Source organism: Sporosarcina luteola (genome assembly GCF_007991495.1).
Classification (GTDB): domain Bacteria; phylum Bacillota; class Bacilli; order Bacillales_A; family Planococcaceae; genus Sporosarcina; species Sporosarcina luteola.
Genome location: NZ_BJYL01000020.1, coordinates 105,259 through 122,885, shown reverse-complemented (window position 1 = coordinate 122,885; position 17,627 = coordinate 105,259). Strand labels below are relative to the sequence as shown.

At 42.5% G+C, this 17,627-nt stretch carries 17 protein-coding genes; 10 read left to right on the top strand and 7 right to left on the bottom strand.

Going from position 1 to position 17,627, the window contains the following annotated elements:
- Positions 1-39 precede the first annotated feature (39 nt).
- The 4 genes from SLU01_RS08200 to SLU01_RS08185 form a co-directional block, all read right to left on the bottom strand.
- Positions 40-1,794, bottom strand: coding sequence for an RNA polymerase sigma factor (locus SLU01_RS08200; protein WP_147057131.1), 1,755 nt, complete (start codon positions 1,792-1,794; stop codon positions 40-42).
- Positions 1,795-1,877: 83 nt separating this feature from the next.
- On the bottom strand, positions 1,878-4,067 hold the full coding sequence (locus SLU01_RS08195; RefSeq protein WP_147057129.1) for a hypothetical protein: 2,190 nt from the start codon (positions 4,065-4,067) through the stop codon (positions 1,878-1,880).
- Positions 4,057-4,611, bottom strand: a complete 555-nt coding sequence (locus SLU01_RS08190; protein WP_147057127.1) for an RNA polymerase sigma factor — start codon at positions 4,609-4,611, stop codon at positions 4,057-4,059. Before SLU01_RS08190 ends, SLU01_RS08195 begins: the two co-directional genes overlap by 11 nt.
- 103 nt (positions 4,612-4,714) lie before the next feature.
- The gene (locus SLU01_RS08185; RefSeq protein WP_174842630.1) at positions 4,715-4,978 is read right to left on the bottom strand and encodes a DUF1871 family protein; all 264 of its coding nucleotides are present in this window, start codon (positions 4,976-4,978) and stop codon (positions 4,715-4,717) included.
- 83 nt (positions 4,979-5,061) lie between these two features.
- Between SLU01_RS08185 and SLU01_RS08180 the strand changes: the two genes are divergently transcribed.
- Complete coding sequence (locus SLU01_RS08180) at positions 5,062-6,234, top strand: MalY/PatB family protein (protein ID WP_147057123.1); 1,173 nt, start codon at positions 5,062-5,064, stop codon at positions 6,232-6,234.
- A 333-nt stretch (positions 6,235-6,567) separates the two neighbouring features.
- Here the strand turns inward: SLU01_RS08180 and SLU01_RS08175 are convergent, their stop codons facing one another.
- Both SLU01_RS08175 and SLU01_RS08170 read right to left on the bottom strand, forming a co-directional pair.
- Complete coding sequence (locus tag SLU01_RS08175; RefSeq protein WP_147057121.1) at positions 6,568-6,789, bottom strand: hypothetical protein; 222 nt, start codon at positions 6,787-6,789, stop codon at positions 6,568-6,570.
- Between the two features lie 26 nt (positions 6,790-6,815).
- Positions 6,816-7,586, bottom strand: a complete 771-nt coding sequence (locus SLU01_RS08170; RefSeq protein ID WP_246110928.1) for a peptidylprolyl isomerase — start codon at positions 7,584-7,586, stop codon at positions 6,816-6,818.
- A 181-nt stretch (positions 7,587-7,767) separates the two neighbouring features.
- Here SLU01_RS08170 and SLU01_RS08165 point away from each other — a divergent pair, with 181 nt between their 5' ends.
- Both SLU01_RS08165 and SLU01_RS08160 read left to right on the top strand, forming a co-directional pair.
- Complete coding sequence (locus SLU01_RS08165; protein WP_147057119.1) at positions 7,768-9,006, top strand: MFS transporter; 1,239 nt, start codon at positions 7,768-7,770, stop codon at positions 9,004-9,006.
- A 55-nt stretch (positions 9,007-9,061) separates the two neighbouring features.
- The gene (locus SLU01_RS08160; RefSeq protein WP_147057117.1) at positions 9,062-10,915 is read left to right on the top strand and encodes a transglycosylase domain-containing protein; all 1,854 of its coding nucleotides are present in this window, start codon (positions 9,062-9,064) and stop codon (positions 10,913-10,915) included.
- Positions 10,916-11,108: 193 nt separating this feature from the next.
- Here the strand turns inward: SLU01_RS08160 and SLU01_RS08155 are convergent, their stop codons facing one another.
- Complete coding sequence (locus tag SLU01_RS08155) at positions 11,109-11,669, bottom strand: DUF5366 family protein (RefSeq protein ID WP_147057115.1); 561 nt, start codon at positions 11,667-11,669, stop codon at positions 11,109-11,111.
- Between the two features lie 162 nt (positions 11,670-11,831).
- Between SLU01_RS08155 and SLU01_RS08150 the strand changes: the two genes are divergently transcribed.
- Genes SLU01_RS08150 through mnhG form a run of 7 tightly spaced genes read left to right on the top strand, consistent with a single transcriptional unit; the run spans position 11,832 to position 17,589 of the window.
- The gene (locus SLU01_RS08150; RefSeq protein WP_147057113.1) at positions 11,832-14,240 is read left to right on the top strand and encodes a Na+/H+ antiporter subunit A; all 2,409 of its coding nucleotides are present in this window, start codon (positions 11,832-11,834) and stop codon (positions 14,238-14,240) included.
- On the top strand, positions 14,227-14,649 hold the full coding sequence (locus SLU01_RS08145; RefSeq protein WP_147057111.1) for a Na(+)/H(+) antiporter subunit B: 423 nt from the start codon (positions 14,227-14,229) through the stop codon (positions 14,647-14,649). The genes SLU01_RS08150 and SLU01_RS08145 overlap by 14 nt, the downstream gene beginning before the upstream one ends.
- Positions 14,649-14,990 (top strand): Na(+)/H(+) antiporter subunit C, encoded by a 342-nt coding sequence (locus tag SLU01_RS08140; protein ID WP_147057109.1) that lies wholly within the window; start codon positions 14,649-14,651, stop codon positions 14,988-14,990. Before SLU01_RS08145 ends, SLU01_RS08140 begins: the two co-directional genes overlap by 1 nt.
- Positions 14,983-16,464 (top strand): Na+/H+ antiporter subunit D, encoded by a 1,482-nt coding sequence (locus tag SLU01_RS08135; RefSeq protein ID WP_147057107.1) that lies wholly within the window; start codon positions 14,983-14,985, stop codon positions 16,462-16,464. The genes SLU01_RS08140 and SLU01_RS08135 overlap by 8 nt, the downstream gene beginning before the upstream one ends.
- Before the next feature lie 6 nt (positions 16,465-16,470).
- Positions 16,471-16,950 (top strand): Na+/H+ antiporter subunit E, encoded by a 480-nt coding sequence (locus tag SLU01_RS08130; protein ID WP_147057105.1) that lies wholly within the window; start codon positions 16,471-16,473, stop codon positions 16,948-16,950.
- The gene (locus SLU01_RS08125; RefSeq protein ID WP_147057103.1) at positions 16,947-17,228 is read left to right on the top strand and encodes a Na(+)/H(+) antiporter subunit F1; all 282 of its coding nucleotides are present in this window, start codon (positions 16,947-16,949) and stop codon (positions 17,226-17,228) included. Before SLU01_RS08130 ends, SLU01_RS08125 begins: the two co-directional genes overlap by 4 nt.
- Positions 17,212-17,589 carry a monovalent cation/H(+) antiporter subunit G gene (gene mnhG, locus SLU01_RS08120; RefSeq protein WP_147057181.1) on the top strand — a complete coding sequence of 126 codons (378 nt, stop codon included), beginning with the start codon at positions 17,212-17,214 and terminating at the stop codon, positions 17,587-17,589. The genes SLU01_RS08125 and mnhG overlap by 17 nt, the downstream gene beginning before the upstream one ends.
- Positions 17,590-17,627: the final 38 nt, after the last annotated feature.

Here is a 17,627-nt window from a genome sequence, read left to right as displayed (position 1 = left end):
ATACCATAGTAAGCCCTTTCACAGCAAAACTCACAGGGGTTAATTGGCACTTTTTCCCGCCCTCGCTTCTTCCATTTTCGATTCAAGATTCACCCAAACTCCATAGTTCATCAGTTCTTCAAGTGAAGGTGATGTTGTCCAATTAGAGGCTTCCATTTCATCAATCATTTCTCGAATAACTTGTCCGGATGGAGACACTTCGCCATTCGCCGCAAGTCGCTTCCATCTATCCTTTATTTCTTGTCTGACGACGCCTGATGCATCGTAAACCCCTTTTTCACTGTTTAAACCTGCTGCAGTGAAGAATAGAAATATATAATTGGAGTTGAAAACATAAGATAATTGGTCACTTTCCTTCGTGTTCGGCAATTCCTTTTCAAGCGCAAACAAAGCTTCCAAATGATCCTCAAAGGTGCCTGTATATACAAGATTAAAGGTGCCTGTAAGCAGAGATATGTAGATTTGCATATCTGGATGGAGATTCCTACGCAATATTTTTTCCAATTCAGGCGTACCGTATTTTGGATATAAAGGAGCGATTTCTTTTACACTCGTTAATGAAAAGTACTGTGTCTCCATCCGTTCAATTGCATTTTGAAAGTCAAGCGGAAATGAAGCCTTTCGTTCCAGAACTTCATCCACATCGACCATACCATCATTAAACAAATCAGACTCGAAAATCATTTCCAAGTGCTCACCCAAGATTTCTATATAAACATTTGTAAGGAACTCATTTTTGCTTCGTAATTCGTCCAAGAAAATCAGGCTTTGTTCTCGGTCATCGTTTAAAGGTTCTTTCTGCAGTTGCTCCACCATTTCCGAAGGCAGCCGCAATTCTAAAACCAATTCGTTATATTTTTGCTTAGCTTCTTTTTTATTGATCCTTCCTTCTTCCTCCAGTTGCCTTTCCACCTCACGCACGAACCTTTTAAATTTGGTCTTTGTGTCATAACCATATGAGATAGGTGAAATTTCGCTCCTAAAACCTTGCATAACTAATGTATAACCATTATTCGATTCTTCTGGTTCAGACAAACCGATTAGCTCGAATCGATCATCCAATTCCTGTTGAAAGGATACGTTCATTTTCTTAATAAATTTTTCTGCTGAGGATTGCTGATACGCATCGCTTCTGAAGACAGAGACTAATAAGAGAAATATAAGAATAACCGCCCCTGCACTCCAGAGAGCAATCGGTTTTCTTTTTCTTACAGTTGCTTCCGGTTCTTTTACTCGTGATATTTCTTTCTCTTGCATAAAAATGTTCGATTCTATGTAAGATGGTGCAAGTCTTTCATAAGAAAGGTTTAAAAACTCTAGCTTTTTCTCCACATTTGGCTCAGTCAACAAACGAAGCGCTTCTTTTATCGCATCCTCGACTTTCTGCTCGGACTTATCTAGTATCATGGCGATTTCTGCAACGGATTTATTATGGAATTTGACAAGGACTAAAGGGAGCCTTGTTTCTTGCGGTAAATTAGTTATCCTCCACTGCAGTTCATTGTCCTCTTCAAAAGAGAACAACCCTTCCTGTTGGACATCCAGTTGTTTTCCCTTGAGCTGCTGTATCGCAGTTTTAAACAGTGACACTTCTTCTAAATGTTCCTCTGTCAGTAGTCCAAGCTTTCCGTATAAATTTCCAAATATCGTTTCAGCCACTTTTCCCGCTTCTTCTTGGCTAATTCCGTACTGAACTGCAAAAAGTTCAATCGGACGGATATGTAAGTTCATCCACTCTTTGAAAGCTTCTTTATCCCCATCAATAACTCTTCCTTCCAAGCCATCCATACCCATCCCTACTTCCCCTGACAATATAATCCTAGCTCAACTATACCAAATTAACAGAAAAAAGGCCGCCGAAATTGGCAGCCCCGTCCTTATTGGTCGAATGGATTGAATTTAACTCGCCAGCCGTCTTTATTCCAAAACATATGGAATTTCCTTTCGGACGGAAGTTCTGGAAAGAGCTCTGTGTCGACAGTAAGTGTTGCTATACCTGGCCAGTTACCGTTTTCGTCTTGCTCTTGACCTTGGAAGGAAACTTTTTTATACATCGCTTCCGAATAAGGTAAGAAATAATTTTGTGGGTTTTCTAAAAAAGCTTCCTTACTTACAATATCGGCAGCATCCCCTTGATAAAACAATTCATACTGCATGGCATAATTTCCAATTTCACCTGCATAGAAATACATACCAAGGATCTCCAATGGTTCATTCCATCTCAAATAGCTTTCAACATCGTCGGTGCTAATTAATCCTTCATAGTAATAATCACTCATAGCCATTATGTCATCTTGGAAATCCATTTCGGGACTCATGTGATACAACGGGAGGTCGTACATATTTTTTATTCCGACTTCCCACACACCTTCTTCAGTAAAAACCATCGGAATCTGCCAATCCACGCCAGTAAACTTTATATCACTACGGAATATATAGCCATCGCGAAAAACCGCTTGCCCGTCAAATCGGACATCTGTAGCATTCCAGAAATACGAAATACCTTTTCGCCATTTCTCCACATAATACTCAGCTGTATACTCTATTCCGGATTCATCATACTTCAAAACGTTTTCATTGATTAAATGATACATCGTTAACGGATCTTCAATTTCATTCGCATAGTCGAAAACCCTAAGCACATGAATAGGTGAAACCCCTTTTAAAACAGATTTGTCATACGTTTTCTTGAAGTCGGCGTACAATGCTTGAACTTCCTTCTCGAATGAATCATTCGGCAATTGAATGGTGACATCTTGGAAATCCGGTCTTTCTCCATACATGTATTCCTCAAGCAATCCTTCCCGGTACAGGATAAGCGCCTCTTTTAAAGCATCATATGAAAGCGAATCCCAACTTGCTGATTCTCGCCAACCCGACGCTTCCATCTCTTTGACAATAGGCTGCATAACATAGGCGATTGGCGTCGGATCCCCATTCGCCGCCAACCCGCGCCAAACATCCTGATAGTCAGGAAGAAGAACGCCATCCCCATCAAAGATTTTCGTATATTCGCTGCCATTGACCAAGTCATTGAAAATGGCGAGGAAGTAAGATTCCAACACAGGATATAAAGTGGAATCCTCATGCTCTAGATTTATAAGTGTTTGTTCCATTCTTCCTAACTTATATGCCATTTCATCAATTGGATATTGAAGGATCGAACTATACATATAAGGCTCTTCCGCAATCATCATAATGTATGCGTCTGTGTGGTGATGCAACTTGTATTGTAAATCACCAAGTAAGTTATAATTGGAATAACGGGTCCTAATCTCCCCAGAGTATTTCTCCGTATAAAGCCGAATCATCTGGTCCCGCATAGTTCTGATAATATTTTGGAGCTGCTCTGGAAAACTCTTGCTGCTCAACAACATGAGCTCAGCCTTATCGACGTGCGGGTCTACCTCATACGCATCTATTGCTACTTTGTTCTCTTTCAAAATTTGGTCATATATTTCAATAAGTATTTTCACTTTTCGACGGTACTCACTTAAAAAGATGATGCTTTCCTGTTCATCATTTTGAAGGCTGTTTTCCTTTAAATCTTTGAGCATTTCAGATGGCAGCTTTAATTCCTGCACCGCACGATTATATGTCTCTTTGAGAGGCGTTTTTTCCGTTCCCGCTCTAACCATTTCTAAATAACTATCGTTTTTCAATAAATCAATTGTGCTGTCCGCATAACTAGCATAGTGCTTAAAATACTCTTCATCCAACTTCAGCATTTCACGACGTTTTTCACGTTCTTCTTCATACCGCACGAGCAAGCTTTCGATAAATTCATCTGTTACCGGGGAATCGATAATTTCTTCTTCCGATTTCTGTTTCTGATCTAAAACATATCCAGTTCCAATGATCCCTATGATGAAGATGCTTGCGATGCCCATCGCCCAAACGGTAAGATGATGTCTGAATCCGCCTTTGGCAGGTTTTTGCATATTGGATGGCTGCATTTTCTCTTCATCAATCTTCTTGAAAACTTCATCCGGATCAAAAGAGGATGGCACACGGTCATACGACTTTTTCAAAAACTCCATCCTTTTTTCAAAATTGTCATTGTCCATGTGGTACACCTCCATTCATTTGCATCTCGTTTTTCAAGACATTCTTCGCTCTGAATATCCGTGTTTTCACTGTAGCCAACGTAATGTTCAATACATCCGCAATTTGGTGGTAGCTCAAATTCTGGAAATAAAACAAGATTAGCGGAATCCTATATTTTTCATCAAGTTGCAGAATCGCTTCATGCAATAAACGATCTTCCTCAAAAAGGAGGACTTGCGTTTCGGCTGATTGATAACCGGTCTGCTTCCCTTCTCTTTTTAACTTCTCCTCCTTCGCTGTTTCCCTTCCCTCTTTACGGTAATAGTCCCGGGCCGTATTTAATGTGATTTTATACAACCATGTAGTGAACCGCTGTTGATTAAATTGCGGCAAGAACCTGTAAAGTTTTATAAACACCTCTTGAGTGACATCTGCTATATCATCAAGACGCACACCGCATTGGTAAGCAAATTTCTCGACAGTTCGATAATGCATATCCATTAATTGCGCAAATGCAACCCGATCACCATTTTGCGCATTTCTGATCAAATCGGCTTCATCCATTCTTCCCCCTCGCTTTCTTTTCCCTCTGATGGTGATACGACACGAGTTTCATTTTTGTTACAACGAAAAAACCGAATCTACAAGTTCGTAGATTCGGCACGGTTCAGACGATAATACATTTCGCTTCGTATTTTACAGCTAGTAATTTATATGATATTTGCATGCATTTCTCTATCGGAATCCATAGTCCATGGGAATGTTCATAAATTTCACGGATTCGTTTTGCAAGATCGGTAGGATGATCCAGCAACTGTAGTTCTTTTATGACGTCGGCTATTTCAAGCTCATATGCTTTTCTGCCGGCATTGAAAGGATCCCATTCTTCGAGAAGTGTAATTGCTTTTTTATTCATTTCAATTATTTGCACGACAAGTCACCTTATTTTTTTCTATTGTTTCGTTTATGATAGCATAGTAATGTAAAAGAAAAAAGGAAATGAGGGGTTTTGGAATGAAAGAGTTTGAACTAGTGATTGATCGCAAAGAAACACGTTCCGTAAAATGGGGAAATATGGAGGCTGTGTACGGTATAGATGACGCTTCCGATATTCTGCCAATGTGGATTGCGGATATGGATTTTAAAGCGCCGCAACCAATCATCGCAGCAATGCAAGAGCGTTTGGATCACGGAGTTTTTGGATATTCGTACATATGCACGAAATGTAAGGATTCGGTCAGATCCTGGCTTTCGTCCCGTCACGGATGGGAAACTCAGAATGATTGGATGCTTTTCCATCACGGGGTCGTGCCTGCCATCGGAACTGTTGTTGAGACATTTACGAAGGAAGGCGATAACGTTCTGATCACTTCACCGGTCTACCCGCCATTTTTCAATGTCCCTGGACATCAAAACCGGAATATCGTTGACTGTCAGTTGAAAGAGGAAAACGGCAACTATTCCATTGACTTCGAAGCGTTCGAAAAAAGCTTACAGCAAGATGTTAAATTATTTATTCTTTGTAATCCACATAATCCCGGCGGCATTGTTTGGTCGGAGGATGAACTGCGAAATATCCTAAGACTTTGTAAACAGTATGATGTTTTAGTGTTATCAGATGAAATTCATGCAGACCTCGTTTTACCTGGTTCCAAGCATATTCCTCTCGCAAAGCTTGCGGAGGAAGAAGGTGGTCAAGTCATCACTTGTGTCGCTCCGACTAAAACATTCAACTTAGCAGGCGTTCAATGTGCCATTATGATAACAGAAGATGAAAAATTAAGAGCAGCCTTGCAGCAAAGCGCAATGGCTCATGGACAGATGGACTTGAGTGCATTTGCGGCATCTGCACTTGTATCGGCTTATACGGAATGTGGAGAATGGCTTGAGAATTTATTAGAAATCATTTCCTCCAATATGGATTATGTCATTGATACATTACCGAAAGCTGTTTCGGGAATCTCTATTCAAAAGCCAGATTCCACCTACTTATTGTGGGTCGATTACCGTGACACTGGGCTATCCGAAGAAGAGATGATGGATAGGCTGTTGAATAAAGGGAGACTTGCTCTAGAACCAGGCACGAAATACGGCGAAGCAGGCAGAGGCTTCCTCCGCATGAATGTCGCAACACCGCGCGCCATTGTTGAAGAAGGCGTCGACCGTTTTATTAAAGCTATGCAGTGATTCTAATCTTCCGAAACGGAATCCGATTTGGATTCCGTTTTTTTATGTTCTACGTGACTCCTTTGGCGAGGATTGCACTATCCTCAGCGTGGGATGCGCTTCTTTGAGCGCGGGTGACTCTTCCTTGAGCGCGAGACTCGCTTCCTTGAGCGCGAAACCCACTTCCTTGAGCGCGAGACCTACTTCCTTGAGCGCGAGACTCAATTCCTTGAGCGCGAGACTCGCTTCCTTGAGCGCGAGACTCAATTCCTTGAGCGCGGATACAAATTTCTCCCCTGATCACGATTCAAAAAAGCATGATCCGCAATATGGGATCATGCTTTTATCTATTCATCATTGAAAATGGTGTTTCTCTTTTTCTTTTGCTTCGCGGCGTTCGCGCAAAATGCGCTCTTCCAGCTCCTTTGTTTCTGCTTCTTGCTTTTTCGAATTCCGCTTGATCCACATAAATGTGATGACTAGAAGAATCATGAAAAAGAAGAAAGAGATGGCTGCTGGAATATACTCAGATTTATCTTCTGGAAAGTAAAGGAACGGCATTAATATAACGTCCATTTACGTACACTTCCTAACTATCTAAATTATTTCTGGATGATTTCGATTGATTCAATCGAAATTTCTTCGCTCGGTTTATCGGAGCGATCTGTTTTGGCAGTTGCGATTTTGTCTACGACATCCATTCCTTCAACGACTTGACCAAATACTGTGTGCTTTTGGTCGAGGTGTGGTGTCCCGCCCATTTTTTCGTAGGCTTCGGCAATTTCTTCCGGCCAGCCGCCTTGTTTCAATTGCTCTGCTGATCCTGGTGGATTGGAAGCTTGAACAATGAAGAATTGGCTGCCGTTTGTATTAGGGCCTGCATTCGCCATTGAAAGTGCTCCTCTTAGGTTGAAGAGGTCCATCGTAAATTCATCTTCGAATGAATCTCCGTAAATGCTTTCCCCACCCATTCCAGTTCCAGTCGGGTCTCCGCCTTGAATCATGAAATCTTTGATTACACGGTGGAAAATGATTCCGTTGTAGTAGCCATTTTCAGCATGTGTTAAAAAGTTTTCTACCGTTTTTGGCGCTTTTTCAGGGAACAACTTGATTTTGATTGGTCCCATTGTCGTATTCATAACGACTAACGCTTCATTTGCTGCAACTTCATTTGATAATTGTGGATACATAATTGCGGCCTCCTCATTAGTTGCTTCGTCTTCCTCTTTAGACGATCCATTCTCTTCAATTTCATCATTCGAAGATGCATTGGATTTATCTTGTTGCTCCTGTTTGCTTTTGTCGCCTTGACCACAAGCAGCCAGCATGAGCATTAAAAGTAGAGTGAGCAAAGCAAGTGTCATCTTTTTCATATTCATTCACCCTGAACCAGTTTACCATATCCATCTTCCTTTTTCGATTCATAAGCATGAAACTTTCTTCGGAACACGAAATACTCTATAATTGGAAAATACATATGCGTTTAAACATAAATGACGGAGGGAATTGTTCTACTAACCCCTCGGCATTTCATACGAAAGCAGGTTTAACAGCATGGACGTTCAAAAACGAAATTTCATGATCATTTGGTTCGCAAACTTCCTAGTTGCAGGCACGATGACGATGATCATGCCTTTCCTTTCATTATACATAGAAACATTCGGAGATCATTCGGATGCATATGTCCAAAAATGGTCAGGATTGATTTTTGGAGCGACATTCATCACTGCATTAATCATGTCTCCGATTTGGGGACGAATCGCGGACAAATACGGATTCAAACCGATTTTGCTCATTAACGGATTCGGGATTGCAACGTCCGTCTTTCTGATGGGATTCGTCAATTCCGTTGAGGCTTTCTTCATATTACGGCTCTTCAATGGTGTCGTGACTGGATTCATTCCGACATCACTTGCTTTCATCTCTTCTCAGACAGCGAGAGAGGAAGCAGGAAAGAAACTTGGTACATTGCAAATGGGGAGTGTCACCGGGACTTTGTTCGGCCCAGTGTTAGGTGGACTCATGGCCGATGCTTTCGGTTTCCAATACACATTCGTCATTACTTCTATTTCAGTAGTCATTGCCGCACTCATTGTATTGTTCGGTATTAAGGAACAAAAGAAAGTGCAAGACAAAAAAGCGATCCATTATTCACGTAAGACAATTTTAAGCGGATTGCTTCATCACCGATTAATGTTGAATGTCATGATTGTGACTGCTTTGATCCAAATCGGGAATTTCAGCATCCAGCCCCTCCTATCGCTTTATGTGGCAGGCTTAACAGATTCGAATGATGTTGCATTTCTTGCCGGGCTCACATTCAGTGCAGCTGGTGTCGGCAATCTCCTCTTCGCCAGAAAATGGGGGAAATTAGGGGACGACATCGGTTATGAAAAAGTACTTGGTGCATTGCTCATCCTTTCTTTCATCTTCATCGTACCGCAAGCATTTGTTTCATCCATTTGGCAACTAATGATTTGGCGGTTATTGTTCGGGATTGCAATCGGCGGTATGATACCGATCACTACAGCGCTTGTTAGACGGGAAGCGCCGATCGATATGCAAGGTGAAGTAATGGGCTACAATACGAGTTTCCGTTTTCTTGGCAATATTATCGGTCCGATGTTCGGCGGAATCGTCAGTGGATTCATCGGCATCTCGTCCGTTTTCATTCTTACCGGCGTTCTTTTCCTAATAGGCTTCGCATTCCTTTATTACGCTAAAAGGAAGCCTGTCCAAGATTTTGAAGACTTTTTAGCAGAAGAAGATGCAAAACAACATTCGCATACGTGAATTTAGCACATTTCCAAAAAGGAAATGTGCTATATTTTTTGTAGGAGGGATCGTTTTGAAAAGAATAATAGGATTCATGCTCATCATTTTAATGATCCCATTGCTTTTTGGAATTCAACAATCGATAGCAAAGGAATGGGGCGAAACACAGTCCTTGAAAAATAGCGTAAAAGAATCCATCGAGCTCTCAGATCCTCCCGTGAATATGCCGATTTCTTTTACTGATCGAAATGGCAGGATATTCGCGGAAGAGTATGTCGAGTGGCGGAATCCCCTCCCTTTGGACGCCATACCTGATTTTGTCCGCCAACTTTTCTTAATAAGTGAGGATAAAGGCTTCTTCGACCATAGAGGGTATGATGTTGCGGCGATTTTTCGCGCCTTTGCAGTCAATGCTGCGTCAGATGAAATGCAGCAAGGTGGGTCGACGATTACACAACAAGTTGTGAGGATGCGCTTCCTGACAACTGAAAAGACCTATGAGCGGAAATTCAGGGAACTGCTATATGCGGCCGAGTTAGAAAATCAGTCGTCGAAAGATGAAATTCTCGAAATGTATTTAAATGAAATGTTCTTTGGCAATCAAGTATACGGAATCGGGGCAGCCGCCACGTATTATTTCAGCCGCCCTCTTGGAGAGTTAAGCGAAGCGGAATTAGCTTTTCTAGCTGCAATCCCGAATAACCCATCCAAATACGATCCACTTCGGCATTTTGAGCTCACAAAAAAAAGACAAGAACTTCTTTTATCAGTCCTAGCGAAAAACAGTGTGATCACAGAGGAAGATGCGCAAAGTTGGATGCAGGAAACGATTACGCTAAATGTGAAGGAAAAGGCGAATGAGTTTGCGATGTACAGCTCTTACGTATTGGCAGAGCTTGAAGAATTGATTGGCACCACAGAAGGTTTTTCGGAATCAATCAAAAAAGCCGATACCCCGGAGAAAAAACAACTGGAAGTGGAAGCTTTAAAACGGCGAACAGCAGAGGTTATTTCAAAAGGCATCCAAATTGAAACGGCCCTTGATTCACAAAAGCAGAAACATGATGAAGCTGTAGTCAGCTCCTTATTGACGAAGAAGGATTTACAGGCGGGTGCTGTCGTCATTGACAATGCGACAAGGGAAATCGTAAGCATATACGGCGGTAAAGGATACCGGAAAGCGGATTTCAACCGGGCCTATCAAGCAATCAGGCAACCGGGCTCCGCCATCAAACCATTGCTCGTCTATGCACCTTTTCTTGAAAGCGGACCGTATAAAGAAAGCACACCGATCGACAGCAGTAACTTGTGCATCGGTTCCTATTGTCCAACGAATATCGGCGGCTACACATACGGAATGACTACCTTAAGCGAAGCATTCCGCCATAGCCACAACACCGCAGCCGTTAGGACCTTCCGGAAAGTAGGAATTGAGAACGCGTTCGCCTACTTAAACCCTTTTAAATTCAAATATGTAACTGAAGAAGACCATACGTACCCCGCTGCACTAGGCGGATTCCATAAAGGCGTATCCCCTCTTGAACTCGCTTCGGCGTACACAAGTTTCATTGACGGGACGTATGAATTGCCCCATGCTATCCGGGCAGTTAAAGATCGAGAAGGAAATGTAATTTACGCTTGGCAAGAAAAAGCTGTAACAGCATGGTCACCTTCAACAGCTTCTACAATCCGAAACCTTATGAAAGATGTCGTCCTTAACGGCACAGGCAGGGGCATCGCCTACACAACGACCTACACCGGAGCCAAAACAGGCACAACCGACCATTACAAAGATTTATGGGTCGCAGGCATGAACGACAAATACACAACCGCCGTCTGGATCGGCTACGACAAACCAGCCTCCATCCAACAACTAAGCAACCAAAAAATCCATTTAAAGACTTTTAATGGATTAATGAGAGACTAGATTTCCTTTTATGATTTACTATATGAATAATATGTAGTTGCTTGGAGTGGAAGGCGGCGACTCCTGGGGGGAAAGCGGGACAGGAGAGACCCCCGCAGGGAGCGAAAGCGAAGCGAAGCGGACGAGGAGGCTCTCCGCCCGCCCCCCGGAAAGCGTCCGCCTGAAACGGAAAGCAACGGTCTATTTCTTAGGACTATACAATCGGCAAACTAGCAAGAATCCCGTTGTATAGCTTCAACAGAATATAAATAATAACCGATAAAATCATTCCCCATATAATAATCTCAAAAACCAACAATCCAACCGTACTCATAACCGTCATGAACTTGCTAAGAATAAAAACGGTATACACAAAATAAACGAACGTCGTCAACAGAAAAACAACTAAAAGAATCTTGATCGACTGAATCCCCGCTACCGAAGCAAGCGCCCCAAAAAAGTAAATGAGATTACCGCTCTTCGCCTCACTATACGACTCCCCCACTGCATCCTTCGAAAAAAAGAGCATCGCCGTCTCATGAATCGTTTCCGCAATCAACTTCAAAGCCGAAAACAACATAAAAAAGGCAAGCGAATAAATGACAAGAAGGAAAAGTCTAAGCTGCGGTTCTGTCAAAAACTCCCGCATCCCCGCATAAAGACCAATCTCACTAAAAAAACTTATAGATGTACCAACTAGAAAAACACCGAATGTCAAACTAAATAAGATAATCGTCAAAAATGGCAAATATCCAAATAGGTAAGGATTCCTCATTTGGCACCCCGAATGCAAATATTTTATCATTCCCTATAATATAGGAAGTGAAACCAAAATCGCAACAATGGCAAATTGTCACCTATGCATTCCTGCTCATTTTACGTTATACTTTTAAGCAATGCTTAGAATAATGATTCACTTATTGGAAGGGGGATTTACTTGGAATTTGTATTATTGATTTTCCTGCCAATCGTGGCCGCCCTATTCATACCTATCCTTTTCAAAAGGATAAAAGGCATACATACTGGTTGGTTCGTACTCGTTATACCTGTTCTGTTATTCATTTATTATACGACGTTTATCAGAACAACTATGGATGGTGGACATGCCATATCCGAATTGCAATGGATTCCATCGCTCGGCATCTCTTTTGTTTCCTACATTGATGGGTTAAGTATGCTGTTTTCGTTGCTCATTACGGGAATCGGCGCATTAGTTGTACTCTACTCCATCTTTTATCTTGATAAAAACAAAGAGAAGCTTGGAAATTTCTATGTTTATCTCCTGCTTTTCATGAGCGCAATGCTCGGAGTTGTTCAATCGGATAATGTTATTTCCCTTTACCTATTTTGGGAATTAACTTCCATCTCTTCCTTTTTACTAATTGGTTATTGGTACACTCGTGACGGTTCACGTTTCGGCGCCTTAAAATCGATGATGATAACCGTGTTTGGTGGATTAATGATGCTCGGGGGATTCATCCTGCTAGGCATTATGGGAGGAACCTTCTCCATCCGTGAACTGATCGCAGAATCATCGACTTTTGTCGGACATGAATTTTTCACTTTGGCACTCGTCCTCATTTTACTTGGGGCATTTACGAAATCAGCGCAATTCCCGTTTTACATTTGGCTTCCGGATGCGATGGAAGCGCCAACACCAGTCAGTGCATACTTGCACTCAGCCACTATGGTGAAAGCGGGCCTTTATCTCGTCGCTCGTTTCACCCCGATTTTTGCAGTTTCCGAAGTGTGGATTTGGCTTGTAACAGGCATCGGGTTACTGACGCTGTTCTGGGGATCACTATTTGCCGTGAAACAAACAGATTTAAAGGCAATACTCGCGTTCTCGACTGTCAGTCAGCTCGGCTTGATCATGTCCCTTCTCGGGGCAGGCGCTATTACAATGCACACGAATGAAGCCATCTTTTCCTTTGCCATGTTCGCTGCCATCTTCCATTTGATCAACCATGCAACATTCAAAGGCAGCTTATTCATGATTGCAGGAATCGTCGATCATGAAACGGGGACAAGGGATATCCGAAAACTTGGTGGGCTTATGAGCATTATGCCTGTCAGCTTTACAGTTGCCTTCATCGGCTCTATGTCAATGGCGGGTCTTCCACCATTTAACGGATTCCTTAGTAAAGAAATGTTTTTACAGTCCATGCTCGCAATCCGTCATTTCGAACTGTTCAATTTTGCGACTTGGGGAGTGATTTTCCCCGTTATCGCATGGATTGCAAGTGTGTTCACTTTCATTTATAGCTTCTACTTTGTGTTTAAAACATTTGCCGGAAAGCGAAAAGAAAAGCCTCTTCCGCATGAGCCCCATGAAGCGCCAGTTGGGATGCTTATCTCTCCGGTAATTCTTGCAACACTCGTCGTCGGTATTTTCTTCATACCGAACGTTGTTGGGAAATGGCTTGTAAAGCCTGCAGTGATGGCAATCCAGCCTTATCAATATTCCCATCCGTCTGAGGTCGCGGTCCACGTTTCTGCTTGGCACGGCTTCGCTTCTCCGGAATTATGGATGACGGTCGGAATCATCATTATCGGCGGACTTCTGTATGTATCTTTATCGAAATGGCAGAAGGTTTACGCGATCCAACCTGAATACTTATCATTGAATGCATTTTATGATGCAACGATGACGTTCAGTGAAAAAGGGATGAATCGACTGTCACGCTTCTATATGACTGGTCTCATCCGGACATATTTGTTATATATTTTCGCATTTCTTTCGGTTACGACGATCTCTGTTCTCTTTATCCAAGATGCATTCGTCGTCGATATGGACAGTTTTTCGAAAATCAGTGTATACGGCGTCATCAATGCTATCATCCTTTTGCTCGCAGTCGCTTTCGTCCTGTTCTCCAAAACAAGACTTGGTGCGATCATTTCACTAGGAGCTGTAGGCTATTCGGTCGCTCTATTCTTCGTCATTTTCAAAGCTCCCGATTTGGCCCTTACACAATTAGTCATTGAAACAGTATCTGTCGCCCTGTTCCTTCTCGCATTCCAACATTTGCCTAAGTTAAATGACCACGGCGAGAAGAAAAGCAATAAAATCGTAAACGGCATCATTGCTCTAGGAGTCGGTGTGACTGTGACATTAGTTGCCCTGTCAGCCCACTCACAGAAGCTGGTCGCTTCCATATCACAGTACTACAAGGATACCGTGGCGACTGAAGCCGGCGGAGGTAATATTGTTAACGTCATCCTAGTGGATTACCGTGGATTTGATACATTGTTTGAAATTGCGGTGTTGAGCATAGCGGGAATTGGAGTTCTTGGTATGATTAAACTTCGCTTGGCAAGAAAGGGGGATCCAGATGAAAACAAATGATGTCATTTTACAGACGACAACGAAAGTTGTGTTTTTCATCATCTTCCTTTTTTCCATCCATATCTTTTTTGCCGGACACTATACGCCTGGCGGCGGCTTTGTCGGTGGTTTGCTTACGACAGGGGCGATCGTTCTGTTATTGCTCGCTTTTGATTTGAAGACAGTGCAAAAGGCATTGCCCTTCAATTTCACCATTATGACCGGAATCGGCTTACTTCTCTCACTCGGAACTGCGAGTGGAGCGATCTTTTTCGATGTACCGTTCTTCACGCATGCTTTTGACGACTTTACGCTGCCATTATTCGGAGTCACTTCCCTACATACAGCGATGATCTTTGATGCTGGAGTCTTTCTCGTTGTCGTCGGGTCGGCTATTACAATCATCCAGTCAATTGGAGGGGATTCGTAATGGAATTGTTAATGGCAATTTTAATTGGCGTTTTGTTCACTGCCGCGGTTTACTTGATTTTATCAAGAAGTCTGTTAAAAATCGTTATCGGTACGGGTTTGTTAAGCCATGGAGCTCACCTTCTCATCCTTACGATGGGTGGTCTGGGAGGCGCATCTCCACCCGTATTAGCGGAAGGTGTTACGGATTTCGCGGATCCGCTCCCGCAGGCGCTCATCTTGACAGCAATCGTTATCAGTTTTGGAGTGACAGCTTTCATTCTAGTAATGGCTTATCGTGCATATGCGGTCCATAAAACTGATGATATGAATCAATTGAAAGGAAATGACGAACATGATTAATCTACTTTTATTTCCAATCATTATTCCTTTCCTTTTCGCGATTCTATTATTGTTTTTCAAAGAAAACGTAAGGATGCAACGAGTGTTGACGTTGATTGGCGTCGTTCTTAGCCTTGTTGCATCATTCTATCTATTGATAACGGTTAAGACGGATGGCGTTCAGGCCATTACACTTGGTAGCTGGCCTGCTCCGTTCGGGATATCAATGGTATCTGATATGCTTTCGGCATTATTAGTAACGACAACACTTCTTTTAACATTGTTCGTCGTTATCTACAGTTTCACGTCGATCGGACAAGAGCGCGAACGGTTTTTCTACTACCCTGCTATTCTTTTTATGGTCACGGGTGTAAACGGGGCTTTCACGACAGGCGATATTTTCAACATGTTCGTCTTCTTTGAAGTCCTGCTCATCGCTTCGTATCTTTTAATTGTTCTTGGCGGCGAAAAGAAGCAATTACGCGAATCCATCAAGTACATACTTGTGAACGTCGTGTCTTCTGCATTGTTTGTTATTACAGTCGCTTTTCTTTACTCTGTCGTCGGAACATTGAACATGGCGGATATTTCGGTGAAGATTACTGAAATTGGGCAACCGGGCATTATTACATTGATTGCGGTTCTGCTGCTAATCGTCTTCGGTATAAAGGGATCTATTTTCCCGCTTCATTTCTGGCTGCCGGGCTCCTATGCCGCACCTCCAATTCCAGTACTCGCTTTGTTCGGTGCTTTACTGACGAAAGTCGGCGTATATGCCATCATGCGAACGTATACGTTGTTCTTCACACATAATATAGGCTTTACACATGAAATTCTTATGGCCTTGTCCATCCTTACAATCCTAATCGGATGCATAGGGGCATTAGCGTATTTTGACTTAAAACAAATTATCATTTATAACATCGTCATTGCAGTAGGGGTTATTCTTTTCGGGGCTGCCCAAATGAATGAAGCCGGAATTTCCGGAGCCATTTTCTATCTGATACATGACATGCTGATCAAAGGGGCTTTGTTCCTTTTAATCGGAATCATCATTTACGTAACAGGAACATCCAATTTACGTAAAATGGGCGGTTTAATGAAAACCCATGCACCGTTAGGATGGTTTTTCCTAATTGCTGCGTTCGGATTAGCAGGTATCCCTCCGTTGAGCGGTTTCGTCGGTAAACTATTAATTGCTCAAGGGGCTTTCCAAGCCGGAAACGTTTGGGGCAGTATTATCATGCTCGCTTCCAGTCTGATCGTATTGCTATCGGTCATGAGAATTTTCATCTATGCGTTTTGGGGCGAACCTGTTGAACTTCCTAAAACCAATCGGAAGTCTTATGTACGAATGATGTTTCCTGCAATCGCAATGGTCGTTCTTTCAATCTTCTATGGAGTTGGCACTGAATGGCTGATTCCCTACATGACAGACGCCACAGACGTATTACTAGACCCATCCATCTATATTGATGCGGTGTTAAAGGAGTAGATGTCAATGGCATTTCAAATATTATTGAACTTTTTCATCGCTGTCGTTTGGATGTTCATGAGCTCTTCATTGACCGCAACTACGTTTATCATCGGGTATTTGATCGGTTTAATCTTGATTATTATCACGCGGCGCTTTTTCAAATCAAGGCTCTATATTTGGCGGCTTTGGGCAGCCATTAAGTTGACACTTCTGTTCTTCAAGGAGCTGATACTTTCCAACATTTCGGTACTTTTGCTTGTCATTCGCCCGAAATTGGATCTACATCCAATGATTTTCGCGTTGCCAACGGAGTTGGAACAGGAATGGGAAATAACGTTATTGTCGAGCTTAATCACGTTAACTCCCGGCACAATCGTGCTTCACGTATCCGATGACCAACGGACACTTTATATCCATGCGATCGATGTTGAAGATGTGGACGAAGCAATCGATTCCATTAAGAATTCATTCGAAAAAGCGATTTTGGAGGTGAGCCGCGCATGATAACATTCATTTGGGTCTGTCTGATCCTCGTTGTACTATCAATCGTCGGCATTATGTACCGTGTATTCCGCGGACCTTCCATACCCGATCGGCTCATTGCACTTGATGGATTTGGCGTTATGCTCATTTCTGCGATTGCATTAATTTCCATCTTGTTCGATACACCCTTTTTCATTGATGTTATTTTGTTGATTGCAATTATGTCGTTTATCGGTACAGTGTCATTCTCCAAGTTCATTGAGAGAGGAGAGATCATTGAACGTGACCGTAATCGCTAATATTCTCATTGTCACTACTCTTACTGTAGGTGTCATTTTTACGATTGTAACGATGATTGGGGTGCTACGGTTGCCTGATGTGTACACACGGGCACATGCAGCCTCCAAAAGCGCCACGCTTGGCGTATTAAGTATATTGCTTGGAGTTTTCTTTCACTTTTGGTTAAAAGAAGGCCATTTCAGTATCCAGCTTCTTTTAGGTATTCTCTTCTTATTTATCACTTCACCAATCGGTGGACATTTAATGGGTCGCGCTGCTTATATGTCTGGAGTTAAACCTACTGACGTAACGGTCGACAATGACTTGAGTGCAGCTGTGGAAGAAGCGAAGAAAAAGAATATCGAACGCCTCAAAGATTAAAATAAAACAAACCCGGCATGCCCATGTGGGATTGCCGG